The following is a 24,011-nucleotide window of genomic DNA, read 5'->3' on the forward strand; positions in this document are numbered from 1 at the left end:
ATCAACATCCGGGGGCTCCACCGCGTTCCCGCCCGGCCCACGCCCGCCCAGCAACTCCGTTACAGCACAACCACAACCAGCCCCGTCAACCCCACCTAACCAGCACCAACAAGATGAAAAATCCCCAATGCGGCATTGGGTGCATGTGACGCACCGAATGCCACATTGGGTGCATGTGACGCACCCAATGTGGCATTGGGGCGATCAGGCTCGGGTCAGCGGTTGGCCCGGTTGACCGCGCTGACCACGGCCCGCAGCGAGGCAGTGACGATCGACGGGTCGACGCCGATGCCCCAGAACACGCGGTCGGAGATCGCGCATTCGATGTAGGACGCGGCGCGCGAGTCGTCGCCAGGGCTCAGCGTGTGCTCGCTGTAGTCCAGGAGCCGCAGGTCGTAGCCCACAGTGGACAGTGCGTCGAAGAACGCGGCGATCGGCCCGTTGCCGCGACCGGTGATCTCGTGCTCGTCGCCCTCGACCTTCACCGTGGCCTCGAGGTCGTACTCGCCGCCGCCGTTGTCGGTGACCCGCTGCTTGATCAGCTCCAGCGGGGTCTTCGACTCCAGGTACTCGGCCGAGAACGCGCGCCACATGGTGGCCGGGTCGACCTCGCCGCCCTCGGTGTCGGTGTAGGCCTGGATGACCTTCGAGAACTCCATCTGCAGCCGGCGCGGCAGGTCCAGCTGGTGCTCGGCCTTCATGATGTAGGCGACGCCACCCTTGCCGGACTGCGAGTTCACCCGGATCACGGCCTCGTAGGTGCGGCCGACGTCCTTCGGGTCGATCGGCAGGTACGGGACCTCCCACGGGTGCTCGTCGACCGGGACGCCCTTCTTGTCGGCGGCGTCCTTCATCGCGTCGAGGCCCTTGTTGATCGCGTCCTGGTGGCTGCCGGAGAAGGCGGTGAACACCAGGTCGCCGCCCCACGGGGAGCGTTCCGGGACCGGCAGCTGGTTGCAGTACTCGACGGTCCGCTTGATCTCGTCCATGTCGGAGAAGTCGATCTGCGGGTCGATGCCCTGGCTGTAGAGGTTCATGCCCAGCGCGACCAGGTCGACGTTGCCGGTGCGCTCGCCGTTGCCGAACAGGCAGCCCTCGATCCGGTCCGCGCCCGCCTGGTAGCCCAGTTCGGCGGCGGCGATGCCGGTGCCGCGGTCGTTGTGCGGGTGCAGCGACAGGATCACCGAATCGCGGCGTTCCAGGTTGCGGCTCATCCACTCGATCGAGTCGGCGTAGACGTTCGGCGTCGCCATCTCGACGGTCGCCGGCAGGTTCAGGATCACCGGCTTCTCCGGCGTCGGCTGCCAGATTTCGGTGACCGCGTTGCACACCTCGAGCGCGTAGGACAGCTCGGTGCCGGTGTAGGACTCGGGCGAGTACTGGAAGCGGAAGTCGGTGTCCGGCTGCTTCGCCGCCAGCTCGACGACCATTTCGGCGGCCTGCGTCGCGATCTTCTTGATGCCCTCGCGCTCCTCGCGGAACACGACGCGGCGCTGCAGGATCGACGTCGAGTTGTAAATGTGGACGATCGCCCTCGGCGCGCCCTCGAGCGCCTGGAAGGTGCGCTCGATCAGCTCGGGGCGGCACTGGGTCAGCACCTGGATGTGCACGTCGTCCGGGATCGCGCCCTCTTCGATGATCTCGCGGACGAAGTCGAAGTCGGTCTGCGACGCGGCCGGGAAGCCGACCTCGATCTCCTTGTAGCCCATGCGGACCAGCAGGTCGAAGAACTTGCGCTTGCGCGCGGGCGACATCGGGTCGATCAGCGCCTGGTTGCCGTCGCGCAGGTCGACCGCACACCACAGCGGCGCGCGGTCGATGCGCTTGTCCGGCCAGGTGCGGTCGGGTACGTCGATGTTCTCGACGACGTCGTACCAGGGGCGGTAACGGTGGACCGGCATGGACGTGCCGCGCTGCGGGTTCCACGAGGGCTGTCCGGCGGGCGCGGGACGAGAGGGCGTGCGCAGACGGGAGTTAGTGGTGCGGGGGTCGGTGCTCATCGCGGGAAAATCTCCTGAAGGGATCGGTGCGGACGACCGGCACCACAAAGCCCCGCGACGAGGAGCCGGTCAGATCAGGCCCCGTCGCGGCAGCGAAGCAGGAGTTCACGCGCCACGGGGTCACTGTAACCACCCGACGCCGCGAAAGGAAAGCCGCCCGTCGCGATCGAACTGTTACGTCGGGTGGCTGATACCTGTTACTAGCGGGTAGCGGGCCGCGAAACGACGTGCCAGACTGCCCGGCATGGGCGAGCACGCGGAAGAAGCGCAGGAAACCGAGGCGAAGGCGCGGCCCCAGCGCACCCCGGTGGACTGGCGGCGCACTCGTGAGCGCGGGGTGTCCTTCCTCGCGTCGCTGGTGCGCTGGGTCGGACTGCTGTTCGCCGCGGTCTTGGTGCTGCACGTGATTTTCGTCATCGGCGAGGCAAACCAGGGCAACGGCATCGTCTCGTTCGTCCGCGGCTGGGCAGACGGACTGTCGCTCGGCTTCAAGGACCTGTTCACGCCGAGCGACGCGAAACTGCGCGTTCTGGTGAACTACGGCATCGCGGCGGTGTTCTGGCTGATCGTGTCGGGAATCCTGGCGAAGATCATCCGGCGCGTCGGGGGCGCGGGCGCCTGACTGGTCAGTTTTCGGCCAGTTCGTCGAACACTCGGTCGCAGATGTACTGGCGTCCGTAGTTCCCGCCGGTGATCTCGCGCAGGAAGCCAGCTTCCTCGAGTTTTTTGATCGCGTTGCTCGCGGTCGGGTAGGACACGCCGAGGTTGTTCTGCACCTCGGGAATCGTCATCATCGGGTACCCGATGATGGTCACCGCGAGATCCTGGACGGCGCCTCGTGCGCCGAGGCCGCGCATCGTGTCGCTCACTTCCTGGGAGAACGCGGTGAGCCTGCCGATCGTGTTTCCCGCGGCCAATGCGCGGGCTTTGACAGCTTCGGCGAAGAACCGCACCCAGGGATCGAAGTCACCTGTCTTGCTGACGTTCAGGAGGTGGTCGATGTAATCCTCCCTGCGCGGTTCCAGCCAGGACGACAAGTTCAGCACCGGGTACTTGAGGATCTTCTCCTCGATCAGCTGCAAGGTGATGATCAGCCGTCCGATCCGGCCGTTTCCGTCGCTGAACGGGTGCAGGGTTTCGAACTGGTAGTGGCCGAGTGCCAGCTTCACTAGTGCTGGCAGCTCCTGCTCGGCGTTGATCCACTTTTCCCATGCGCTCACCCCGTCTCGGAGCATGTCGCCGTTCGGCGGCGGGACGAAACGAGACTGTTCGATTCCGCGGCCGCGGTCGCCGATGCAGACCAGTCGTTCGCGCAGCCGGCCCGCGTCGTAGGAGTCGCCACGCGTGCCGGCGACGAGGATCTGCTGGAGTTTCGAGACCACCTTCAGGCAGATGGGCAGTTTGCTGATGAGGTCCAGACCCTCGAACGCGGCCTTGACGTAGTTCTGGATCTCTCGGATCTCCGCGGTGGCCGGCTCCCTGCTGGTTTGCTGCGCCTGGAGCACATCGGCGTAGGGGGCGAAGGTGCCTTCCAGTGCCGAAGTACTGATCGCTTCCCGGGTAAGCGAGGGGCGGACCAGGAGTCCGGGGTTGGGCAGCTGATCGGTCAGGGCATCCAGCGCGCCAAGCGCCCGGTCGGCTTCGCTGAGCAGCTTGTAGGTTCCGGCGGTGAGCGCGACCTCGGTGGGAAGCGGGTCAGGAACAAACGCGAAGTGGCGGTACGGTTGCTTGGTGCGCCCGTCGGTGCCGGTTATGGGTACGAGGTGCCCGATCGGCGACTGACGGAAGGTCTCTAGCTCCACTTTTAAAGGTTATCAGCAAAGGCTTTAATTCTGCTCGCGACATCTCAAGTTCCTTGAATTTTTTCAAGGAACTTGCAAGGAACCGCCCGATGCCTTGAATTCACCGCGTCGGGGCGCTGGTGCGTCGACCAGCGCCCCGCCTATGGTTCAGGACTGCCAGGTCACGGCGTCCTTGCCGTAGTCAGTGTTCGGCGCCAGGTCCCGGTACGTGCTCGCGGTGTAGCTAGCCCCCTTGACCTCCGCGCCAGCGGGGGCCAGTGCCAGCACGCAGCTGTCGTACGAAGCGCCCTTCGTGGTGAACGCCTTGCCGGAGTTGCCGCGGTCGCACTTCTCGAACTTGCCGATCACCGTCACGTGCGGGCCGTCGGTGCCGTCCGCGAGCAGGCCGTTCATCAGGCCCAGCGAGCTGTACGAGAAGTCCGAGCCGGTCTCGTTCGTGACCTTGACCTGGATGTAGTACGGCGTCATCCCCTTGGCCCGGTCGCCGAGCTTCAGCGGGGCCAGGTCGGCCTCCACGCCCTTGTCGATGCCGGTCACCGTCACGCCGATCGCGCCGGTGATCTTCTGCGACTTGAACGGCACCACGGCCTTCTCGCCGATTTTCAGCTTCGTGCCCTGCTTGGTGTAGTCGGCGGAGGCGGAGTCGCCGGCGGGAGCGGCGGCCGAGGAGGACGGTGCGGCCGCGGAGGACGAAGCGGGCGGAGTGGCGATCGGCGGGGCGGGGGTGTCCTCGGAGGAGCACCCGGACAGCGCGAACGCCATCGCCGTCGCGGAAACCGCCAGTGCAACCGGCATCGCTGTACGCATTTCGTCACTCCTTGAGAAGAATCCCACCGAATCAGCGGCCTGACCGGTTTGGCGTCCATCTGACCTCAACGGCGGGACTCCGGTTCCCCAGATTGCTCACGAAACGGTCACAGTGCCGGAGACCCCCATCGGTCACCGAAGACGAACTCCGCGAGCGGCAGCCGGCGCCGAGGGGCCAGTTCCCGTTCGATCCGGCGCGGGTCGTCCAGTACGGACGGGTCGGCGGGAGATCCGACGGCGATCGCGACCCGGGCCACCGCCTCGTCCGGGAGGCCGAACTCCGCGCGGACCGCGTCCGCCGAGAAGCCCGCCATCTGGTGGGCGATCAGGCCGAGTTCGACCGCTTGCAGGACGAGGTTCTCGGTCGCCAAACCCAGTCCGTAGTCGGCGTAGGGCACCTCGCCCTTCTCATTCGTGGTGACCGTCACGCCGATCAGCAACGCGCTCGCCCGGAACGCCCACGCCTGGTTCCCGGAGTTGAGTGTCGCGAGGATGCGGGGGAACACCGGATCGCCCCGGCGGCCGACGAGGTAGCGGGCCGGCTGGGTGTTGCCGAAAGACGGCGCCCACCTGGCGGCTTCGAGCAATGCGGTCAGCTGGGCGCCGGTGATTTCGGCGGTCTCGTCGTAGGCCCGCGGGCTCCACCGCTCGGCGATGGCCGGCGCGACGGGGACGCTCGTCTCGGCTGGTTTGCGCATGCGGCGAAGGTAGTACGGCCGGGGAGTGCTCTCCGTCACTCCGGAGGAAGGGCTTCGAGCTTTCCCCTGGCGTTAAGGAAAATTTACTTCCAAACCCTCCTGACGGGCCGTGGCGGACCACTCGATGGGGTGGCGAGCGCCGTTCGCGCCGGTAGGCTCTTCTCCAAATGAAGGGCCGTGGGCGCTCCTCGGTGCCCTCCAAGGAGTACGCCCCGGCCCGTCAAGGAGGTTCGGGCGTGGCCCTCGTGGTCCAGAAGTACGGCGGATCGTCGCTGGAAAGTGCCGACCGGATCAAGCGCGTGGCAGAACGGATCGTCGCGACCAAGAAGGCGGGCAACGACGTGGTCGTCGTGTGCTCGGCGATGGGCGACACCACTGATGAGCTGCTCGATCTGGCGCAGCAAGTGAACCCGGCTCCGCCGGAGCGGGAAATGGACATGCTGCTCACCGCCGGTGAGCGCATCTCGAATTCGCTGGTCGCGATGGCCATTTCCGCGCAGGGCGCGCAAGCCTGGTCGTTCACCGGTTCCCAAGCGGGCGTGGTCACCACCTCGGTGCACGGCAACGCGCGCATCATCGACGTCACTCCGAGCCGCGTCACCGAGGCGCTCGAGCAGGGTTACGTCGCGCTGGTGGCCGGTTTCCAAGGCGTGGCACAGGACACCAAGGACATCACGACGCTCGGCCGCGGCGGTTCCGACACCACCGCGGTGGCGCTCGCCGCCGCGCTGAACGCGGACGTGTGCGAGATCTATTCCGATGTGGACGGTGTGTATTCGGCCGACCCGCGGATCGTGCCGGACGCCAAAAAGCTCGACACCATCCCGTACGAGGAGATGCTGGAGCTCGCGGCGAGCGGATCGAAGATCCTGCACCTGCGTTCGGTCGAGTACGCGCGCCGTTACGGCGTGCCGATCCGAGTCCGTTCTTCTTACAGCGACAAGCCGGGCACCACGGTGGCCGGATCGATCGAGGAGATCCCCGTGGAACAAGCGCTGATCACCGGTGTGGCACACGACCGCTCGGAAGCGAAGATCACCGTGACCGGCGTGCCGGACCACGCCGGAGCCGCGGGCAAGATCTTCCGGGTCGTGGCCGACGCCGAGATCGACATCGACATGGTGCTGCAGAACGTGTCCAGCACGTCCTCGGGCCGCACCGACATCACCTTCACGCTGTCGAAGGCCAACGGGGCCAAGGCGGTCAAGGAACTCGAGAAGATCAAGGCGGAGATCGGCTTCGAGTCCGTGCTGTACGACGACCACGTCGGCAAGGTGTCGCTCGTCGGCGCCGGGATGCGTTCGCACCCGGGCGTCACCGCGACGTTCTGCGAGGCGCTGGCCAACGCGGGCGTGAACATCGAAATCATCAACACCTCGGAGATCCGCATTTCGGTGCTGATCCGCGACGCGCAGCTGGACGAGGCCGTGCGCGCGATCCACGAGGCGTTCGAACTGGGCGGCGACGAGGAAGCCGTCGTCTACGCGGGGAGTGGTCGCTGATGGCGCAGGGTCTTCGCGTCGGGGTGGTCGGTGCTACCGGCCAGGTCGGCGCTGTGATGCGCAAGCTGCTCGACGAGCGGAATTTCCCGGTCGAGCAAATCCGCTACTTCGCCTCGGCCCGTTCAGCGGGACGCACGCTGCCGTGGCGCGACGAGGAAATCACCGTCGAGGACACGGCGACCGCTGATCTGTCCGGTTTGGACATCGCGTTGTTCTCCGCGGGCGGTGCGACGTCGCGCGAGCAGGCGCCGCGGTTCGCCGAGGCGGGCGCGATCGTGGTCGACAACTCGTCGGCGTTCCGGCGCGACCCGGACGTGCCGCTGATCGTCAGCGAGGTCAACCCGGAGGCGATCAAGGACGTGCGGAAGGGGATCATCGCGAACCCCAACTGCACCACCATGGCCGCGATGCCGGTCCTCAAGCCGCTGCACGACGAAGCCGGTCTGGTGCGGATCATCGCGAGCACCTACCAGGCGGTGTCCGGCAGCGGTCTGGCCGGCGTCGACGAACTGGCCGCTCAGGTGAACGCTGTCGCCTCGCGCGCGGCCTCGCTCACGCACGACGGTTCGGCGGTCGAATTCCCGGCCCCGGCCAAGTACGTCGCGCCGATCGCGTTCAACGTCCTGCCGATGGCCGGGTCCATTGTGGACGACGGCACGTTCGAGACGGACGAGGAACAGAAGCTGCGCAACGAAAGCCGGAAGATCCTGGGCATCCCGGAGCTGCTGGTGTCCGGCACGTGCGTCCGGGTGCCGGTGTTCACCGGGCACTCGCTGTCGATCAACGTCGAATTCGAACGGCCGCTGTCGGTCGAGCGGGCGACCGAACTGCTGTCGAACGCGCCGGGCGTGCAGTTGGCGGACGTGCCGACGCCGCTGCAGGCCGCGGGAATCGACCCGAGCCTGGTCGGGCGCATCCGGACCGACCCGGGCGTCCCGGACGGCCGCGGCCTCGCGCTGTTCGTCTCCGCCGACAACCTCCGCAAGGGGGCGGCGCTGAACACCGTGCAGATCGCCGAACTGGTGGCGCAGAACCGCTGAGCTTCGCGCTGAAACTGCCCGGCCCCTTGTCCAGGGGCCGGGCAGTTTTCACTTCTTCTTCTGCCGCGGCTTGATCGGTTTCAGTCCGAACGCGACCCGGATCTCCGGCTTCTGCAACGGGCGCAGCACCGCCTGCATCAGGAAACCCCACAGGATCAGCCCGACCGGCGCGCCGCCCCCGGCTCCGGAACTCATGGCCAGCGACAGGATCGCGCCGAGCAGCAGCATCGCCATGAACCCGCACTCCAGCCAGATGAGCGCGAGCATCACCCCGCGCTGCCGCCTGCTCAGCAGGACAGCGCACACCACCAACGCACTGGTCAGCGCCGAGTTGATCACCAGGATCGTCACCGGCAGGGCCACGGCGCCCGACGTGCCGCCAAGCCCGAGCAGGTAACCGACGAACGCCGCGAGCGCCAGGTAGAGCACGGCCTGGCCGCCGATCGCCCATCGCATCGACCGGATTCCTCGCCGCACCTCCTGCTCCGCGTTTTCGCCGGACGCGGGCATCGGCTGGGACGGACTGGACGGGATCACCTCGGACACCACCTCTTGCTCGGGAACCAGGCCAGGAGACCACTGGTCGTCCGGGACCGGTCCCCGCTACTTGGCGCCCCGGCAGGCTTGGTTGCGGCGCGTCCGGAATTCGTGAACGGCTCCGTAACCGCTGTACGACCACACCCGTCCGGACGCATTCCGGCCGAGATGGCGGAATTGCTCCACCGCTTCGGGACCACGCCGGAGTTCGACGAGCGCGGCTTCGACGCGCTTGTCCCCTCCTCGGCGAAGGTCCACATCAGATCGTGGGTGCCGAACCACTTGTCACACCAATACTGCAGGGCGCGCGCTGGAATCCCGTGAATTGCTCCGCGCTGACGTACTTCGCCCCCGCGCGCTGCGGATCTGCCACGCCACGTTCGTGAGCGCGTCGGCGTGCACCGCGGAACGGTGTAGAGCTTGATCAGTCCTAGCAAAGGGTTTTCCCCTCAGGACCGAACCGGGGCGAGCAACGCGCGGAGCGGTGTCCCCGTCGATCGCCGCGTCGACGGCGGGATCCAGTTCGGCGGCGTACGGTTCGGCCAGCACCAGCTGCGCTGGTCCAGACCAAGACAGTTCCCAGTGCGCCGCACCGGCTTTGGCGAGCATTGCGTGCAGCACAATGGACAGTCTCAAGTGGACTTGCGCTCGGTAGAGTTCGCGCTCCGGCCCCCGGGCCTCCGGCGGAGCCGTGGGGTCGGCGAGTTCCTCGAGGCGTCCGGCGTCGAGCAGGTCCAGCAGATCGTCGAGACGGCGGCTGCGGAGGATCCGCAGCGCCTCGGCCTGATTCGAATCGCGCACGCCGATGTCGACCAGGCTGGCCCAGTCGAGCTTCTTCTTCGAGGACACTCCCTCCGTGAAGCCGGTGACCAGTACCGCATCGAGCAGCTCCGGCCCGTTGCGGAGAAGGTCCATCGCCGGTCGCTCGCCGCCGGGCGGAACCGGGACGGCCGGAGCGGCTTCCAGCAGCGCGATCCGTTCTGCCATCGGCGGGTGGCTGTCGTACTTCGAGGCAGGCCGCGACGGCGGATTCTCCCGCAGGGAAGCCATTTCCTCCGCGCGCTGCCCGTCGGAGAGCAGCAGCTGGTAGCCCTCGGTCATCCGCGCCGGCAGATAGCCGGAGGACCACGCGACCGTCGCGTAGTCGTTCAGGAACACCCACCAGGCCGCGTCGAGGACTTCGACCTCGCGCAGCGCGCTGGCCGCGGCCGCGCTGCCGGCGACGCGCGCGGAATCGGTGTCGGCGGCGAGTTCCTGTTGCTGACTCACGCGCGCCGAGACCTGGAAATACACGGCGGCGTACGCGGTGAAGATGGGCCGCACCAGCCGGCCGGACCCAGCCGAGCTGAGTCCGTTCACGACTCGCCCGATCGTCTGCCGTCCGCGATAGGTCGCGCCGGCGAAGCGGGTGTGGCGATTGCTGTAGTGGCCGAGCTCGTGCCCGAGAATGGCCCGGAGCTGGCTGACCCGCATCCCGGCGAAAAGCTGCGCGCCGATGAACATCCGGCGCCGCCGCACGCGCAGCCCCGCCCAGTGCGTCTCCTCGTTCACCGCCGCGTTGACCTGCGGAACGAGGTAGATCTCGTCCGGCGGCCGGGTGCCGACCTCCTGAGCGAGCTCGCGGACGGCCGCCCACAGTTCGGGCTGCTCGCCGGGCGTGACGAGCACACCGTCGACGTCGTCGTGCGACCGCTCGAACGTCAGCAGGGCGGTGACCAGCACGTACAGCACAGGAACGGCGAGGAAGCCGAGCCGTATCGCGGTGAACGGATGACCGTGGAACGCCTCGACCTCGAGCCAGATCAGCGCCCCGGCGACGGCGAGCATCAGCACCGGAAACCCGGCCAGCAACAAGACCGCGAGCGTCGCCCGCAATGAGTACCTCATGGAAAAACGGAATCCTCCCCAAGACCGGCACCCTCGGCGAACCGGTCGTCCGAGCCGTTATCGACGGAAGCGCCGATTTCGTTTCACCGAAGCACCGGTGTTCGAAAACCCGTTGTCGCCAGCGCTCGAGTGCCGGATGCTGAGCGGGCAAACTTCGTTCTGGGAAAGGAAAGTCATGTACACGGCAGTGGACGGCGCGCGGGTTCCGATCCGGATGTGGGCAGATCCCGCGTCGGTCGAAGACCAAGCGATGCGGCAGCTGCGCAACGTCGCGAACCTGCCGTGGGTGCACGGCGTCGCGGTGATGCCGGACGTCCACTACGGCAAGGGTGCCACGGTCGGCAGCGTCATCGCGATGCGCGACGCGGTCTCCCCGGCCGCGGTCGGCGTCGACATCGGCTGCGGGATGAGCGCGGTGCGGACCTCGCTGGCGGCGAGCGACCTGCCCGACGACCTCGGCAAGCTGCGCAAGCGGATCGAATCGGCGGTGCCGGTCGGGTTCGGCCTGCACAAGACGCCGGTCAACACCGCGAAGGTGCACGGCGTCGGCGGCTGGGACACGTTCTGGAAGTCGTTCGGCGACCTGCACGAGGGAGTCCAGGACCTGCGCAAGCGCGCGCATCTGCAGGTAGGCAGCCTCGGCGGCGGCAACCACTTCATCGAGGTCTGCCTCGAACAGGGCGGCTCCGACGAGGGCCGGGTCTGGCTGATGCTGCATTCGGGTTCGCGCAACATCGGCAAGGAACTCGCTGAGCGGCACATGGCGATCGCGCGGAAACTGCCGCACAACCGCGATCTGCCGGACCCCGACCTGTCGGTGTTCGTCGCGGACACGCCGGAAATGCAGGCGTACCGCCGCGACCTTTTCTGGGCACAGGACTACGCGGCACGGAACCGGGCGACGATGGTCGCGCTGGTGAAGCTCGCGGTCGCGGAAGTGATCCCGGGGACGACGTTCGACGACGCAGTTTCGTGTCACCACAACTATGTCGCCGAGGAAACCTACGACGGCGTCGATCTGCTCGTCACCCGCAAGGGCGCGATCCGGGCCGGCTCCGGCGATCTCGGGATCATCCCGGGCAGCATGGGGACGGGCTCGTACATCGTGCGCGGACTTGGCAACACCGCGTCGTTCGAATCCGCGTCCCACGGAGCCGGACGGCGGATGTCGCGGACGAAGGCCCGCAAGACCTTCACCGCCGCCGACCTCGCCGCGCAGACCGCGGGTGTGGAATGCCGGAAGGACACCGGGGTCGTCGACGAGATCCCGGCCGCGTACAAGGACATCGAGACGGTGATCCAGGCGCAGACCGACCTGGTCGAGGTGGTCGCTCACCTCAAGCAGGTCGTGTGCGTGAAGGGATGAGGGGTTCCCGCGGGCGAATCGAGCCGGTGCGCCCGCGGGAGCCGCTACCCTGATGGCATGAAGAGCTGGGGGGTGGCGGTCGCCTTGGTCGCGGCCGGAACGTTGCTGGCCGGATGCGACCAGGTCGATTCGGCGGTCAATCAGACGAATTCAGCGGTGGACAAGGTCTCCACGTGCACCGAAGCTCTGGGCCTCGCGGACCTGAACCCGTTGGTGGACGGCGACAAGCTCAAGGCCCGCGCGCAGGACAAGGAACGGCGGCTGCGCGAGCTGGCGGCCGACGTCAAGGAAGAGGACGTCAAGAACGCCCTGCTCGGCATGGCCGATTCGTACGTCCAGGTGCAGAAGGAACACCTCGAGGACGCCGGGGTGATCGCCCGGTGGACCAAACGGAACCTGGAAAAGCTCGACGGGCTGCGCAAAGCCTGCACCTGACCCTTCGCTCCCGCAGAGATCCGTGAAGGAGCCCTTCACGGACGTCCGCGTCGCGGACCGCGCCCGGCAACAGCTCAGCGGCGAGCCCGCACAGCCGCCGCCAGCGAAGGGGTCCGCACCGAGCTCCGGCGTAGCGACCACACCAGCCCCAGCGCCGCCAGCGCCAGCCCGCCGAATCCGGCCGCTGCGAAACCCCACGCCGGGCTCGAATGGTCGATCGCGAAGCCGACCACCGGGCTCCCCGCGGCCAGCCCGAGCCGCGTCGACGCGTCCTGCAGGCCCATCGCCTCGCCGCGAACGGCGGGCGGCGCGAGTTCGCTGACCGCCTCCGTGGTGGCCGCGAGCGTCGGGGCGCAGACCAGGTTCGTCGGGATCAGCACGAGCATCAGCAGCCACCACGGCTGCGTCACCAGCCCGACCGGGATCACCAGCAGCGCGAGCAGCAGCATCAGCAGCCCCTGCGGCAGCGACTTCCGCACCGCGCCGTGCACGATGCCGCCGATCATCGACGCCGCGCACATCACCGCGATGACCAGGCCGGTCCAGCCGACGTCGCCGTGTGAGCGCAGCGCCGCCAGCGTCGCGACCTCCGTGCCGACCAGGCAGAACAGCGTTCCGGCGGCGATCAGCAGGGTCGCCAGCAGCCGTCCGGTGAGCCAGGACCGCAGCGGCGGCCGCACGATGCCGGCCGGGGCGAGTTCGTCCTCGTTCCGGATCGGCGGGTTGAGCAGGAAGATCAGCAGCGCGGTGACGCCGAAGATGGTGCCGATGCCGCTCAAGGTCAGCGTCGCCGACAGTTGCGAGATCGCCGCGATCCCGGCCGCCGGGCCGATCATGAACGACGCCTCGACCAGGATCGTGTCCAGCGAGTACGCCGCGCGCCGCTGGTCGGCGGGCACGAGCGCGGCGAGGATCTGCCGCGCCAGCGAACCCGCGGGCACCGACAGCACCCCGGCCGGCAGCGCGCACACCACGAGCGCCTCGTACGAAAGGTGCGGAGCCGCGAACCAGAACGCGGTGGACGACAACCCGCACACCGCGACCACCGGACGCAGGCCGTACCGGTCGATGGTGCGCCCGATCACCGGCGCGCCGAGCGCCATGCCCAAGGTGACCGCCGCGCCGACGACGCCCGCCGCGCCGTAGCCCCGGCCGAGGCCGCTGACGACGTACAGCGTCAGCGTCACGCCGGTCATCGTCATGGGCACGCGTGCGAAGAACATCAGCGCCATCGACGGGCGGAGGCCGGGGACGCTCAGGACGCGGCGATAAGGCTGAAAAGGCACGTACCCCATGAGAGCAAGAGTTGGTACGAGCGTGCAACTTCTTTTCGTCACACTCGCTGAGCGGCACCCGCCACCCGTCCGGGTGTCGCGCAGGCGTTCGGCGGACCCGGAAAATGCGAGCGCGACCTGGGTGATAACTTCATCGGCAGCACGGAAAAGCATTCTCGCCGCCCATTCGCGAACAGTTTTTCACATTTCCGCGCCGACCTTGGAGTTTTCCGGTCGAGGCGGCGGAGTTCCCCAGGAAAAAGGGGAGCGGACCCGAATGCGGGCGGCGGTGCGTGCGTGGGGGACCCCCACGGTCGGACGAGCGAGATCGCGCGTCCCGACAGGGTGATGAAGGTAATCGATCACGAACTACGCCTGTGTGAGTGAGCGATGCCGCCGTTCGGGCAATCCGGCTACTATGAGTCAGATTCAGGTCCGCGGTCCGTGATCGTCGGGGGACGCGCAAGCCGTCCACGTTAATCAATTGCGGGCCGGTTCCCGATTCTTGGATTCGGCACGTAAGGGTTAGAAAAACTCCCTATCCGGTGATCGGCTGGTGTTGGGCCGACACGGCGGGTATCGATTTACCCGGCAGGTCCCAGAGGCCAGGGAGGTAAAGAATGAAAGGCAAGATCGGGCGGATCATCGCTGTGGTCGCCGCGGGCAGTCTGCTGGCCGTCGGCACCTCGGGGATGGCCTCCGCGAGCCCGGCGGGCGGCAAGGGGTCCTCGGCCACTCAAGCCGTCGCCGCGCAGGTACTGCAGATGCGGGACGACCTGACCAAGGTCGCGTACGCCGGCGATGTCGCCAAGACGAGGGCGGACCTCACCCGGCTCAGCCCGGTGCTCGCCGACATCGCGGCGGGCAAGCGCTACCAGGTCCAATCCGAAACCCAGCAACTCTCGTCGGCGGCGAAGGTCCGCGCGGACGAGTCCAACCGGCTCCTCGGCGACCCGACTGCGACGCCGCGGCAGATCCCGCCGCTGCCGATCCCGCCGTTGCCGGACCTGCCCGGACCGCTCAAGGCGGTGAGCGACCTGGTCAAGGGCTTGCTCGCCGCGGTCACCAGTCTGCTGGCCGGGCTGCTCGGCGGAGTGCCGGTACCGCCGCTTCCGGTGCCGACGCCACCGCTGCCGGCCCCGCCGGTGCCCGCCCCGGTGCCAGTGCCGGGAACCTGAACGGCCTGACGGGGAGGGGGAAAGGCCCGGAGCCTGGTGCGGTTCGCCGCGCCAGGCTCCGTTCCATGTCCGGGCTCGGATGTTGACCGTGAACGCCGTTCGCGGGCGGTTGTCGAGTCGTGCTCGCGGCGCTTCCGTGTCCGACCCTGGGCGCTGGTGTTGACCGGCGACGCCGTTCACGGATGGTCGGCATGGCCCGCTCGCAGCGAGTCCGTGTCCGGGCCCAAGCCCCGGTGCTAACCGGCAACTCCGCTCACGAGCGCTTGGCGAGCCCCACCCGCAGCGCGCCCGCCATCTCCGCGATTGCCTCTCGGAACCGGGTCCCCACTCCGGCGAAGTTGAGGAATCCGTGGATCAGGTCGGCCTGCCTGCTGACCGCCACCGAAACCCCCGCCGCACGCAGTTTTTCCGCGTACGCCTCGCCTTCGTCGCGCAGCGGGTCGAAGCCCGCGGTGACGATGTAGGCGGGCGGGAGTCCACTGTGGTCAGACGCGAGCAGCGGCGACATCCGCGGGTCGGCCTTGTCGACGCCCTCGGGCGCGTAATGCCCCTCGAACCACACCATCGCCTCGTCGGTGAGGAAGAGGTCTTCGCCGAACAGTTCGCGAGAACGGCGTCGCGTGGTGAAGTCGACCGCCGGGTAGATCAACAGCTGGAACGCGGGGGCCGGTCCGCCCCGCCGGGTCGCTTCCAGTGCGACGACGGCGGACAGGTTGCCGCCCGCGCTGTCGCCGCCCACCGCGATCCGGTCCGGGTCCGCGCCGAGGTCGGCCGCCTTGGCGTGCGCGTAGTCGAACGCGGCCAGCGCGTCTTCGACCGGTCCGGGGAACGGGCATTCCGGCGCGAGCCGGTACTCCACCGACAGCACCCGGACCCCGGCGTGTTTCGCGAGGTAGCGCGCGGCGTTGTCGTGCGTGGCCCGGCTGCCGATGACCCATCCGCCGCCGTGGAAGAACACCAGCAGCGGCGACGGTTCCGGCAGGCCGGCCGGGGTGTAGAGGGTGGCTTCGAGGGACGCGTCGCCGGACGGGATGGCGACGTCGCGGGTCGCGACCGGGTCGATCCGTGTGCCGTTGACCAGGTGCTGGCTCGCTTCCAGCAGCGCCCGTGACCGCTCGACCGACCCGTTGACCAGCGAAGCACCGGAGAGCTTCTGCAACCGCAGCAGCAACTGGGCGTCGAGGGCGAGCTCCTGGCCGTCCAGCCGCAGCGGTGCTCCGGCGATCAGCCTGCGCACCGGCCTGGGCAGCCAAAACAGCAACTGCGCGGCGGCAGCCTGGGCGCGGATCTGCAGCGGAATGGCCATCGTTCCTCCTCGAACGCCGGATGAGCCGAGGTTACTTGCCAGTAGGTACGTTGGTCCAGTCGGTGTGTGACCCAGGCCTCCGTCTCAGATCCTGGTCCTCTACTTAAGTCGAGGGGTTAGCCTCAAAATGAGCCAGCGTGGCGCAGCCACTCCCGTTGAGGGTGGTGGTGGGGAGGAAGGTCGGAAGTGACTTCGGGACAAAAGGTCAAGGTGCTGGGTATCGGCGGCTCGCTGCGCGAGGGCTCGCAATCCGAGCGCGCGTTGCGCATCGCGCTCGCCGCCGCCGAGGAACGCGGCGTCGTGACCGAGTTGATCCCGGGTCCGGAGCTGGTCCTGCCGTTCTACGACACCGCGACCCCGGAGCGGGACGAACGCGCGCGCAAGCTCATCGAGGGCGTGCGCCAGGCGGACGGGCTCATCGTCGTCTCGCCCGGTTACCACGGCGGGCTGTCCGGGCTGGTCAAGAACGCCCTGGACTACATCGAAGACCTCCGCGAGGACACCCGCCCCTACCTCGACGGCCGCGCGGTGGGTCTCGCCGCCGTCGCGTACGGCTGGCAGGCCGCGGTCACCACGCTCGAACAGCTCCGCACGATCACGCACGCGTTGCGCGGCTGGTCCACCCCGCTGGGTGGTTCGATCAACTCCGCCGAGACGAAATTCGACGAGGGCGGCGGCGCGTCCGACGAGAAGAGCGTCCGCACGTTGCGGCTCATCGGGGAGCAGGTCGCGGAGCACGCGTTGCTTCGCTCACGCTGAGGTTTCCCCTCCTCGAATCCCGGTTATTCCCGGGGTGATGACTGCCATGCCGGGGCACGGTTCCGCGGATGCGGAGCGTTGAACTCATTGCGACGCTGACTCCGGAGGCGTCCCGATGAGGAGGTAACACGCATGGCCGAGCCGATTTACACCGCCGTCGCGACCGCGCGAGGAGAAGGCCGCAACGGCGACGTGACGTCCTCGGACGGCGTGCTGGACGAGTCGCTGGCGATCCCCAAGGAAATGGGCGGTCCCGGCGGCGACAAGACCAACCCGGAGCAGCTGTTCGCCGCGGGGTACTCCGCGTGCTTCCTGAGCGCGCTGCAGGCCGTGGCCCGGCAGGCGAAGGTCGCGCTGCCCGCCGCGACGGTGACCGGTTCGGTGAGCGTGTTCAAGAAGGACGTCGGGTTCCAGCTCGGCGTGCGCCTTGACGTTTCGCTGCCCGGTTTGGCGAAGGCCGACGCCGACCAGCTGGTCGAGCAGGCGCACCAGGTCTGCCCGTACTCCAACGCGACCCGCGGCAACATCGAGGTGGAGCTGACCACCACCGTCTGACCCAAGACAGAGGAGGGACACCCGAGATGACCACTTCCCCGATCAAGAGCCCGCTTTCCGAATCCGACAAGGAGATCACCGGCAACGCGCTGCAAGCGACGCTCGCCGACCTGATCGACCTCTCGCTGATCGCGAAGCAGGCGCACTGGAACGTAGTGGGCCAGAACTTCCGCAGCGCGCACCTGCAGCTCGACGAGCTGGTGTCGACCGCGCGGCAGTACGTCGACGAGGTGGCCGAGCGCGCCGCCGCGATCGGGGTTTCGCCCAACGGCAAGGCGAAAACCGTCGTGGCGACCTCCGGTGCGCCGGAGTACCCGGACAACTGGCAGTCCGTCGAATCGACCATCGCGGCGATCGTCGACACGCTCGCGGCGCTGATCGAACGGCTCCGCAAGCGCATCGACGAGACCGACAAGAGCGACCTCGTGACGCAGGATCTGCTCATCGAGATCACCCGCGCGCTGGAAGAGGCGCACTGGATGTGGCAGGCGCAGCAGGCCTGACCCGCGCCGCCTGACGAAAAGCCGTCCGCCTTGTCGCGGACGGCTTTTCGTTCATCCGGTGGTCGTCGCGGGCACCCGGCAGTAGGTTCGCTGACATGGTGCTGCATCAGGGGAAACAAGATCGGGCAGACCGGAAGACCGGCACGAATCCGTTGTACGCGGGGAGCAATCCGGCGCTCGCCGCGGACTTCACGATGCCGCGCGACCGGCTGCGGGACGATTCGCTGCCGCCGGACACCGCGCTGCAGCTGGTGCGCGACGAGCTGATGCTCGACGGCAACGCGCGGCTCAACCTCGCCACGTTCGTCACGACGTGGATGGAGCCACAGGCGCGCGAGCTGATGGCCGAATGCGTCGACAAGAACATGATCGACAAGGACGAGTATCCGCAGACCGCGGAACTCGAGCGGCGCTGCGTCAACATCCTCGCCGACCTGTGGCACGCGCCGGATCCCGCCGACATCATGGGCTGCTCGACCACCGGGTCGTCCGAGGCCTGCATGCTCGCCGGAATGGCGTTGAAGCGCCGCTGGTCGAAGCTGGGCCGCAGCGGGAAGCCGAACCTGGTGATGGGCATCAACGTCCAGGTGTGCTGGGAAAAGTTCTGCGAGTACTGGGAAGTCGAGCCGCGCCTGGTGCCGATGCAGGGCGACCGGTACCACCTGTCCGCGGAAGAAGCGGTGAAGCTCTGCGACGAGAACACCATCGGCGTCGTCGCGATCCTCGGCTCGACCTTCGACGGCAGTTACGAGCCGGTCGCCGAGGTCGCGGCCGCGCTCGACGCGCTGCAGGAGCGAACCGGCTGGGACATTCCGGTGCACGTCGACGGCGCGTCCGGCGCGATGATCGCCCCGTTCCTCGACGAGGACCTGGAGTGGGACTTCCGGCTGCCGCGCGTCGCGTCGATCAACACTTCCGGGCACAAATACGGCCTCGTGTACCCCGGCGTCGGCTGGGTGGTGTGGCGCGACAAGGCGGCGCTGCCCGAGGAACTGGTGTTCAACGTCAATTACCTCGGCGGCGACATGCCGACCTTCGCGCTCAACTTCTCCCGCCCCGGTTCGGAAGTCGCCGCGCAGTACTACACGTTCGTCCGGCTGGGCCGCGAAGGTTTCCGTGTGGTGCAACAAGCTTCCCGCGACGTGGCGACCTACCTGGCCGAGGAGATCTCCAAACTGGGGCCGTTCGAACTGCTCACCCGCGGCGACCAGCTGCCGGTATTCGCCTTCACCACCCGTTCGGACGTCACCTCGTTCGACGTCTTCGACGTGTCCCGCCGCCTCCGCGAACGCGGCTGGCTCGTGCCCGCGTACACGTTCCCGGACAACCGCACCGACCTGGCGGTCCTGCGCGTCGTCGTCCGCAACGGCTTCACCCACGACCTGGCTGACCTGCTGCTCGGCGACCTGAAGCGGATCCTTCCGGAACTGAACCGGCAGCCGTCCCCGCAGCACGATCCAGCCACGTCGACCGGTTTCCACCACTAACTGCTACTAGCGAGTAACCTAGCTGACATGGGCCTTGCCAAAGACGAACGCCAAGCGCTGAGCGACCTCTTCGAGCAGCTCGGCCCGGATGCCCCGACCCTGTGTGAGGGCTGGCAGACGCGGGACCTGGCCGCGCATCTGGTCGTGCGGGAGCACCGGCCGGACGCGATGCCGGGAATCGTCGTGCCCGCGCTGGCCAGGCACACGCAGAAGGTGCAGGACGGCGTCGCGGCGCGCCCGTGGGAAGACCTGGTCACCCAGGTCCGCCGCGGCCCGTCCCGGTTCTGGCCGACGTCCATCGGCCCGGTGGACGAGGCGACGAACAGCGCCGAGTTCCTGGTGCACCACGAGGATGTCCGCCGGGCACAATCGGATTGGACCCCGCGCCCGGCCGATCCGTCGCGGGACGCGGCGGCGTGGCGGTTGGCGACGCGGACGGCGAAGCTGAACCTGCGCAAGTCCCCGGTCGGGGTGGTGCTGCGGACCCCGGACGGCCAGTCAGCTTCGGTGAAGTCGGGCGCCCCGGTGGTCACGGTGGTGGGCGAGCCGGTGGAACTGCTGCTTTTCGTCTTCGGACGGGACGCGGTGCAGGTGACTTACGAGGGTGACGATGCCGCGGTGGCGCAGTTGAAGGGCGCCAAGCGCGGGCTGTGATCCGGGCCGCCCAGGAATGCCCCTGGGCGGCCCGAACCGTCAGCGCATTCCCAATGCCCGCAAGGCGAAGTACACCTCGATGGACGTCTGCTTGATCGTCTCGGCGATCACCAGCGAGCCGTGTCCGGCGTCGTAGCGGTAGAACTCGTGCGGTGCGTCGCGCTTGGCGAGGCGGTCCAGGTAGTTCTCGATCTGCCGGATCGGGCAGCGCGGGTCGTTGTCGCCAGCCAGGATCAGGACCGGGGCGGCGACCGCGTCCACGTACGTCAGCGGCGAGCACTCGCGGTACACCGCGGGCACGTCCGCCGGGGAGCCGCCGAACAGGGCGCGGTCGAACGAGCGCAGCTGCTCCATCTCGTCCTCGTACGCGGCCACGTAGTCGGCCACCGGAACGCCCGCGACGCCGGCGGCCCATCGGGTCGGCTGGGTGCCCAGCGCCAGCAGGGTCAGGTATCCGCCCCACGAAGCGCCGTTCACGACGCACTTGTCCTTATCGGACAGTCCACTTTCGACTGCCCAGTCGTGCACCGCAGCGACGTCTTCCAGTTCGGTCAGGCCAGGGCGGCCTTCGATGGCGTCGCGCCACGCCGAGCCGTAGCCGGTGGAGCCGCGGTAGTTCACCTCGACCACGGCGAATCCGGCGTCCAGCCAGGTCGCGCGGTAGGCGGAGAACCGGTCCTCGTCGGCCGCGTGCGGGCCGCCGTGCAGCGAAAACACCGTCGGCAACGGGCCTTCGGGAGCCTTCGCCGGGCGGGAAACCAGCGCGTGGATCCGGCCGCCGACGCCCTCGACGAACGCGTCGGTGACCGGCGACGAACGCGGCGCGCGCTCGCCCGGCGGCGTCAGCAGGACCGAGTCGGTGCCGTCGGCCGCGCGGGCACGGACCGCTGCGGGCTCCGCGGCGCTGGACCACGAGTACTCGATGGTCCCGTCCGGCCGCACGCCCGCGCCGCCGATCCGTCCCGCCGGAGTGTCCACAGCGGACAGTTCGCCGGTGTCGAGGTCGTAGCGGTACAACGAACTACGCGCCTCGTGGAAGTGCACGACGAGCAACGCGCGCGCGTCCGGATACCAGTCCGCGACGACCTCGCCGGGCAGATCGATCAGCAGTTCGGTTTCGGTGTCCGCCTGCACGTCCCACACCAGCAGTTCTTCGCGGCCGCGGCGTTCGTGCAGGACCAGCACGCGCTGGTCGCCCGGCAGCGGCGAGAACTCCAGTGCCTGCAAGCCTTTTCCTTCGCCGTCCCACTTCTCCGCGACGGTGGCGAACCCGTCGGTGGACAGCACGCGCAACGCCGGGTGCCGGGAATCCCCGTGCTCGGAATGGGAAATGGCGAGCAGGCTTTCGTCGCGCGACATCGACGCGATCCCCGCGTCGTCCGCGTGCTGATAAAACCTCTCGGTTACGCCGTCGATTTTCGCGAAGAGTTCGCTGCCGTCGTCGGTCGAAACGCCGGCCGCGATCACTCGCTGGCCGATTTCCAGACCGGCAGGGTATCCGTCGTGAATATCGGGCAGTGCTTTGACCGCCGCGGAACTGTCGCCGTCGAACGGCTGGGTGCGCCAGGACCCGAACTCGTCGCCGTCGGTGTCGTCGAACCACCAGATGGCTGTTCCGTCGGGCGAGGGCGTCGCGTGCAGGGTGCCGTTGGGCCGGTTGGTGACGCGCCGGTGACTGTCGGTGGCCCGGTCCCACGCGTAAACCTCCCATACGCCACTGGCGTTGGAGACGTACACGTTGGCCTCAGGCGCGTCGCGGGCCCACTCGGGCACCGAGATGCGCGGCGCGTGGAACCGCGCCAGCCAGCGCTTTTCGGCTTCGGGGTCGTCGAACAGGCGGTCCGGGACCACCGCGGGCGGATTTTGGTTGCCTGACTGCGTGCTCACCCCTCGATCCTGCCACCTTCCACCCGTACTCTGTGCGGAGTGCTGGAGGGTTACGCGCCGGGCTATGCCCAAGACGCGCTGTCGACGATGAACACGCGCACAGCGAGTGACCGCGCCGCGTTCGCCCGATCACTCTTCACCCCAGGCGCGAGAGTCCTGGACCTGGGCTGCGGCCAAGGCTCGCTTCTCAGTGCCCTGACCCCGGCCGTGCGGGTGGTCTGCGTCGACGTCTGTCCCCCGGAACCGGCTTTGCCGTCCACAGCGGACTATGTGGCGGGAGCGGTCTACGCACTTCCCTTTGCGGCTTCATCGATCGACGTGGTGTTCTCTCATTCGCTCTTCGAGCATCTGTCCGACCCGCACGCGGCTCTGACCGAAATTCGCCGCATCCTGCGCCCTGGAGGCAGGCTGGCGTTGGCCGCGCCGGACTGGAGCCGCGCGAAAATCCGGCCCAGAACAGCAAACGTGGACGCCGCACTGCGCGGCTACTACCTCGTGCGCCGCCGCGCGGGCGGCGACCCTTTCGCGGGCCGCGCTATCGCCGCCCACGTCGCCGACGCCGGATTCACCGACATCGTCGAACGCGCCCGTTTCCGGGAAGACCTGTCCTACCGATCCTTGGCCGCCTACATGGAATCCCGGCTGGCTGTCGCCCTGTCGGAATCCGGCGCGAACGAGCGCGACCAACTGACCTCCGCGGCTCGTTCCGCCTGGTCCTGGGCAAGAACCGCCGCCGTGGGCGACTTCCAGCAGTGCTGGCAAGAGTTGACCGCTACGTGCTGAACACACCCGCTGCCGCGAGAACGACGGGTACCGCGCCGAGCGCGACGCAAAACAAGCCCGCACACCGCGCCGATTCCCCATGCGATCAGTGCCAGCCCGAGAACCAGGATTACCGTTCTCGCGGTCCGGAATTTCCGGCTGTCGTCTGGCATTTCGGCACGATACCGTGGCCGATAAATTGAGCCGCGCGTTTTCGCGCTGCCTCAGAAAGGCAATTGCTTTCCGAGTACGCCGGATCGTGACGTCGCGATCGGCACGGGGAGCAGGCGATCAAGGACGAACACTGCGCCGGGAGCTCCGGACCGGCCGGGCAAGGCCACTGGCGGCCCTCGGGCGAACCAGGGAAGGCGGCGAAACTATGAAGGCCGGGTAGTCGCGATCTCGTGACTACCCGGCCTTCATGCGTCGGGGTGGCGGGATTTGAACCCACGACCTCCTCGACCCGAACGAGGCACGCTACCAAGCTGCGCCACACCCCGAGGTACTGCTTAGCGGGTCGAGAGTAAGTCTAGCGGACGGGTTTCGCGGCTTTACGCGGGGCTGGTTTGCGGGGGTCGGAGGCCCCGGATCCGCGCGGGACCAGCGTCAACAGGCTCGCTTCGGGCGGGCAGGCGAAGCGGGCGGGGGCGTACGGGGAGGTGCCGAGTCCGGCGGAGACGTGCAGCCACATGCGGGCTCCCCAGCGGGAGGCGCCGCGGGCGCGGCTGCGGTCGAGTTCGCAGTTGGTGATGATCGCGCCGTAGCCGGGGATGCGGAGTTGCCCGCCGTGGGTGTGGCCGGCGAGGACGAGGTCGTAGCCGTCGGTGGCGAAGGTGTCGAGGACGCGCGGCTCCGGGGAGTGCGTGACGCCGATGCGGACGGCCGCGGTGGTGTCGGCGGGTCCGGCGATGTCGGAGTACCGGTCGCGGTGGAGGTGCGGGTCGTCGACGCCGGCGGCGAAGACGGCGCGGCCGCCGACGTCGACCGTGCGGCGGACGTGCGTGAGGTCGACCCAGCCGTGTTCGACGAAGGCGGCGCGGAGGTCGCGCCAGGGCAGCTGGGTGCCGTGAATGCGCTTCTTTTTGCCGCGCGGCATGAGGTAGCGCGCGGGGTTCTTGGGCTTGGGCGCGTAGTAGTCGTTGCTGCCGAAGACGAACAGCCCCGGCCGGTCCAGCAGCGGGCCGAGCGCGCGGAGCACGGAGGGGACCGCCGTGCGGTGGGAGAGGTTGTCGCCGGTGTTGACGACGAGGTCCGGTTCGAGCTCGTCGAGCGCGGCGACCCAGCGCTGCTTGGCCTGGTGACCGGGGAGCATGTGCAGGTCAGAGACGTGCAGGATGGTGAACGGCGGCGTACCGGGCGCGAGCACGGGCAACTCGGCGGTCCGCAGGGTGTAGCGACGGCGTTCGATGCCGACGGCGTAACCGAGAGTGGCGGCCCCGAGGGCGATGGTCCCTACGGCAAACCGCTTCGCGGTGCCCCCGGGCGGACTGGCGTTACCGAGCGTGCTCACATGTTCGAGGATACGTGTTCGGCCATCCGGAGGGGTGGCCCCGGCTCCGTCGTTGAGCTTGA

At 68.3% G+C, this 24,011-nt stretch carries 22 protein-coding genes and 1 tRNA gene; 12 read left to right on the forward strand and 11 right to left on the reverse strand.

Annotation, left to right across the window (positions count from 1 at the left end):
• Positions 1–215: 215 nt before the first annotated feature.
• Entirely contained in the window at positions 216–2,000 is a 1,785-nt protein-coding gene (leuA, locus tag PUT80_RS27875) for a 2-isopropylmalate synthase (RefSeq protein ID WP_043827063.1), read from the reverse strand.
• A gap of 244 nt (positions 2,001–2,244) precedes the next feature.
• On the opposite strand from leuA, the gene PUT80_RS27880 reads away from it, so the two are divergent.
• Positions 2,245–2,622 (forward strand): hypothetical protein, encoded by a 378-nt coding sequence (locus tag PUT80_RS27880; RefSeq protein ID WP_037808446.1) that lies wholly within the window; start codon positions 2,245–2,247, stop codon positions 2,620–2,622.
• 4 nt (positions 2,623–2,626) lie between these two features.
• Here the strand turns inward: PUT80_RS27880 and PUT80_RS27885 are convergent, their stop codons facing one another.
• From PUT80_RS27885 to PUT80_RS27895, 3 genes are all read right to left on the reverse strand, one after another.
• Entirely contained in the window at positions 2,627–3,802 is a 1,176-nt protein-coding gene (locus tag PUT80_RS27885) for a Fic/DOC family N-terminal domain-containing protein (RefSeq protein WP_037808443.1), read from the reverse strand.
• A gap of 147 nt (positions 3,803–3,949) precedes the next feature.
• Positions 3,950–4,609, reverse strand: a complete 660-nt coding sequence (locus tag PUT80_RS27890; RefSeq protein ID WP_037808441.1) for a hypothetical protein — start codon at positions 4,607–4,609, stop codon at positions 3,950–3,952.
• Positions 4,610–4,716: 107 nt separating this feature from the next.
• The gene (locus PUT80_RS27895) at positions 4,717–5,307 is read right to left on the reverse strand and encodes a nitroreductase family protein (RefSeq protein ID WP_037808439.1); all 591 of its coding nucleotides are present in this window, start codon (positions 5,305–5,307) and stop codon (positions 4,717–4,719) included.
• A gap of 236 nt (positions 5,308–5,543) precedes the next feature.
• Here PUT80_RS27895 and PUT80_RS27900 point away from each other — a divergent pair, with 236 nt between their 5' ends.
• The gene (locus PUT80_RS27900) at positions 5,544–6,809 is read left to right on the forward strand and encodes an aspartate kinase (RefSeq protein ID WP_037808437.1); all 1,266 of its coding nucleotides are present in this window, start codon (positions 5,544–5,546) and stop codon (positions 6,807–6,809) included.
• On the forward strand, positions 6,809–7,849 hold the full coding sequence (locus PUT80_RS27905; RefSeq protein WP_037808435.1) for an aspartate-semialdehyde dehydrogenase: 1,041 nt from the start codon (positions 6,809–6,811) through the stop codon (positions 7,847–7,849). Before PUT80_RS27900 ends, PUT80_RS27905 begins: the two co-directional genes overlap by 1 nt.
• 48 nt (positions 7,850–7,897) lie before the next feature.
• On the opposite strand, the gene PUT80_RS27910 is transcribed toward PUT80_RS27905, so the two are convergent.
• Both PUT80_RS27910 and PUT80_RS27915 read right to left on the reverse strand, forming a co-directional pair.
• Positions 7,898–8,395 carry a hypothetical protein gene (locus tag PUT80_RS27910; RefSeq protein ID WP_275294002.1) on the reverse strand — a complete coding sequence of 166 codons (498 nt, stop codon included), beginning with the start codon at positions 8,393–8,395 and terminating at the stop codon, positions 7,898–7,900.
• 276 nt (positions 8,396–8,671) lie between these two features.
• Complete coding sequence (locus tag PUT80_RS27915; protein WP_275294003.1) at positions 8,672–10,273, reverse strand: M48 family metallopeptidase; 1,602 nt, start codon at positions 10,271–10,273, stop codon at positions 8,672–8,674.
• 175 nt (positions 10,274–10,448) lie between these two features.
• On the opposite strand from PUT80_RS27915, the gene PUT80_RS27920 reads away from it, so the two are divergent.
• Both PUT80_RS27920 and PUT80_RS27925 read left to right on the forward strand, forming a co-directional pair.
• On the forward strand, positions 10,449–11,639 hold the full coding sequence (locus PUT80_RS27920; protein WP_275294004.1) for an RtcB family protein: 1,191 nt from the start codon (positions 10,449–10,451) through the stop codon (positions 11,637–11,639).
• Between the two features lie 57 nt (positions 11,640–11,696).
• The gene (locus PUT80_RS27925) at positions 11,697–12,074 is read left to right on the forward strand and encodes a hypothetical protein (RefSeq protein WP_037808429.1); all 378 of its coding nucleotides are present in this window, start codon (positions 11,697–11,699) and stop codon (positions 12,072–12,074) included.
• A gap of 74 nt (positions 12,075–12,148) precedes the next feature.
• On the opposite strand, the gene PUT80_RS27930 is transcribed toward PUT80_RS27925, so the two are convergent.
• Positions 12,149–13,306: an MFS transporter gene (locus PUT80_RS27930; RefSeq protein WP_051171430.1), complete on the reverse strand. Its 1,158-nt coding sequence runs from the start codon at positions 13,304–13,306 to the stop codon at positions 12,149–12,151.
• A 662-nt stretch (positions 13,307–13,968) separates the two neighbouring features.
• On the opposite strand from PUT80_RS27930, the gene PUT80_RS27935 reads away from it, so the two are divergent.
• Positions 13,969–14,526 (forward strand): hypothetical protein, encoded by a 558-nt coding sequence (locus PUT80_RS27935; RefSeq protein ID WP_037808428.1) that lies wholly within the window; start codon positions 13,969–13,971, stop codon positions 14,524–14,526.
• A 253-nt stretch (positions 14,527–14,779) separates the two neighbouring features.
• Here PUT80_RS27935 and PUT80_RS27940 read toward each other — a convergent pair whose 3' ends face one another.
• Entirely contained in the window at positions 14,780–15,832 is a 1,053-nt protein-coding gene (locus PUT80_RS27940; protein ID WP_275294005.1) for an alpha/beta hydrolase, read from the reverse strand.
• Positions 15,833–16,018: 186 nt separating this feature from the next.
• Here PUT80_RS27940 and PUT80_RS27945 point away from each other — a divergent pair, with 186 nt between their 5' ends.
• The 5 genes from PUT80_RS27945 (at position 16,019) to PUT80_RS27965 (ending at position 19,790) form a co-directional block, all read left to right on the forward strand.
• The gene (locus PUT80_RS27945; RefSeq protein ID WP_205673106.1) at positions 16,019–16,591 is read left to right on the forward strand and encodes an NADPH-dependent FMN reductase; all 573 of its coding nucleotides are present in this window, start codon (positions 16,019–16,021) and stop codon (positions 16,589–16,591) included.
• A 132-nt stretch (positions 16,592–16,723) separates the two neighbouring features.
• Positions 16,724–17,146 carry an organic hydroperoxide resistance protein gene (locus PUT80_RS27950; protein WP_009084505.1) on the forward strand — a complete coding sequence of 141 codons (423 nt, stop codon included), beginning with the start codon at positions 16,724–16,726 and terminating at the stop codon, positions 17,144–17,146.
• Positions 17,147–17,172: 26 nt separating this feature from the next.
• The gene (gene dps / locus PUT80_RS27955; protein ID WP_037808424.1) at positions 17,173–17,649 is read left to right on the forward strand and encodes a DNA starvation/stationary phase protection protein Dps; all 477 of its coding nucleotides are present in this window, start codon (positions 17,173–17,175) and stop codon (positions 17,647–17,649) included.
• Between the two features lie 95 nt (positions 17,650–17,744).
• On the forward strand, positions 17,745–19,136 hold the full coding sequence (locus PUT80_RS27960; protein ID WP_275294006.1) for a glutamate decarboxylase: 1,392 nt from the start codon (positions 17,745–17,747) through the stop codon (positions 19,134–19,136).
• A gap of 27 nt (positions 19,137–19,163) precedes the next feature.
• On the forward strand, positions 19,164–19,790 hold the full coding sequence (locus PUT80_RS27965) for a TIGR03085 family metal-binding protein (RefSeq protein WP_275294007.1): 627 nt from the start codon (positions 19,164–19,166) through the stop codon (positions 19,788–19,790).
• Between the two features lie 39 nt (positions 19,791–19,829).
• Here the strand turns inward: PUT80_RS27965 and PUT80_RS27970 are convergent, their stop codons facing one another.
• Positions 19,830–21,677, reverse strand: coding sequence for a prolyl oligopeptidase family serine peptidase (locus tag PUT80_RS27970; protein ID WP_134662052.1), 1,848 nt, complete (start codon positions 21,675–21,677; stop codon positions 19,830–19,832).
• 39 nt (positions 21,678–21,716) lie between these two features.
• Here PUT80_RS27970 and PUT80_RS27975 point away from each other — a divergent pair, with 39 nt between their 5' ends.
• Positions 21,717–22,460 carry a methyltransferase domain-containing protein gene (locus tag PUT80_RS27975; protein WP_037808415.1) on the forward strand — a complete coding sequence of 248 codons (744 nt, stop codon included), beginning with the start codon at positions 21,717–21,719 and terminating at the stop codon, positions 22,458–22,460.
• Positions 22,461–22,865: 405 nt separating this feature from the next.
• Here the strand turns inward: PUT80_RS27975 and PUT80_RS27980 are convergent.
• Positions 22,866–22,939, reverse strand: a tRNA-Pro gene (locus tag PUT80_RS27980).
• A 29-nt stretch (positions 22,940–22,968) separates the two neighbouring features.
• Entirely contained in the window at positions 22,969–23,949 is a 981-nt protein-coding gene (locus PUT80_RS27985; protein ID WP_051728629.1) for a metallophosphoesterase, read from the reverse strand.
• Between the last annotated feature and the right edge of the window lie 62 nt (positions 23,950–24,011).

Origin of the sequence: Amycolatopsis sp. La24 (assembly GCF_029087445.1) — a bacterium.
In the GTDB taxonomy this organism is placed as follows: Bacteria; Actinomycetota; Actinomycetes; order Mycobacteriales; family Pseudonocardiaceae; genus Amycolatopsis; species Amycolatopsis nivea.

What these genes read in the sequence shown, in the direction of transcription:
- PUT80_RS27895 (WP_037808439.1), bottom strand. Translation starts at nt 5,307, where the DNA reads ATGCGCAAACCAGCCGAGACGAGCGTCCCCGTCGCGCCGGCCATCGCC.
- PUT80_RS27915 (WP_275294003.1), bottom strand. Translation starts at nt 10,273, where the DNA reads ATGAGGTACTCATTGCGGGCGACGCTCGCGGTCTTGTTGCTGGCCGGG.
- PUT80_RS27890 (WP_037808441.1), bottom strand. Translation starts at nt 4,609, where the DNA reads ATGCGTACAGCGATGCCGGTTGCACTGGCGGTTTCCGCGACGGCGATG.
- PUT80_RS27925 (WP_037808429.1), top strand. Translation starts at nt 11,697, where the DNA reads ATGAAGAGCTGGGGGGTGGCGGTCGCCTTGGTCGCGGCCGGAACGTTG.
- PUT80_RS27880 (WP_037808446.1), top strand. Translation starts at nt 2,245, where the DNA reads ATGGGCGAGCACGCGGAAGAAGCGCAGGAAACCGAGGCGAAGGCGCGG.
- PUT80_RS27965 (WP_275294007.1), top strand. Translation starts at nt 19,164, where the DNA reads ATGGGCCTTGCCAAAGACGAACGCCAAGCGCTGAGCGACCTCTTCGAG.
- PUT80_RS27950 (WP_009084505.1), top strand. Translation starts at nt 16,724, where the DNA reads ATGGCCGAGCCGATTTACACCGCCGTCGCGACCGCGCGAGGAGAAGGC.
- PUT80_RS27960 (WP_275294006.1), top strand. Translation starts at nt 17,745, where the DNA reads ATGGTGCTGCATCAGGGGAAACAAGATCGGGCAGACCGGAAGACCGGC.
- dps (WP_037808424.1), top strand. Translation starts at nt 17,173, where the DNA reads ATGACCACTTCCCCGATCAAGAGCCCGCTTTCCGAATCCGACAAGGAG.
- PUT80_RS27940 (WP_275294005.1), bottom strand. Translation starts at nt 15,832, where the DNA reads ATGGCCATTCCGCTGCAGATCCGCGCCCAGGCTGCCGCCGCGCAGTTG.
- PUT80_RS27920 (WP_275294004.1), top strand. Translation starts at nt 10,449, where the DNA reads ATGTACACGGCAGTGGACGGCGCGCGGGTTCCGATCCGGATGTGGGCA.
- leuA (WP_043827063.1), bottom strand. Translation starts at nt 2,000, where the DNA reads ATGAGCACCGACCCCCGCACCACTAACTCCCGTCTGCGCACGCCCTCT.
- PUT80_RS27930 (WP_051171430.1), bottom strand. Translation starts at nt 13,306, where the DNA reads ATGGCGCTGATGTTCTTCGCACGCGTGCCCATGACGATGACCGGCGTG.
- PUT80_RS27935 (WP_037808428.1), top strand. Translation starts at nt 13,969, where the DNA reads ATGAAAGGCAAGATCGGGCGGATCATCGCTGTGGTCGCCGCGGGCAGT.
- PUT80_RS27905 (WP_037808435.1), top strand. Translation starts at nt 6,809, where the DNA reads ATGGCGCAGGGTCTTCGCGTCGGGGTGGTCGGTGCTACCGGCCAGGTC.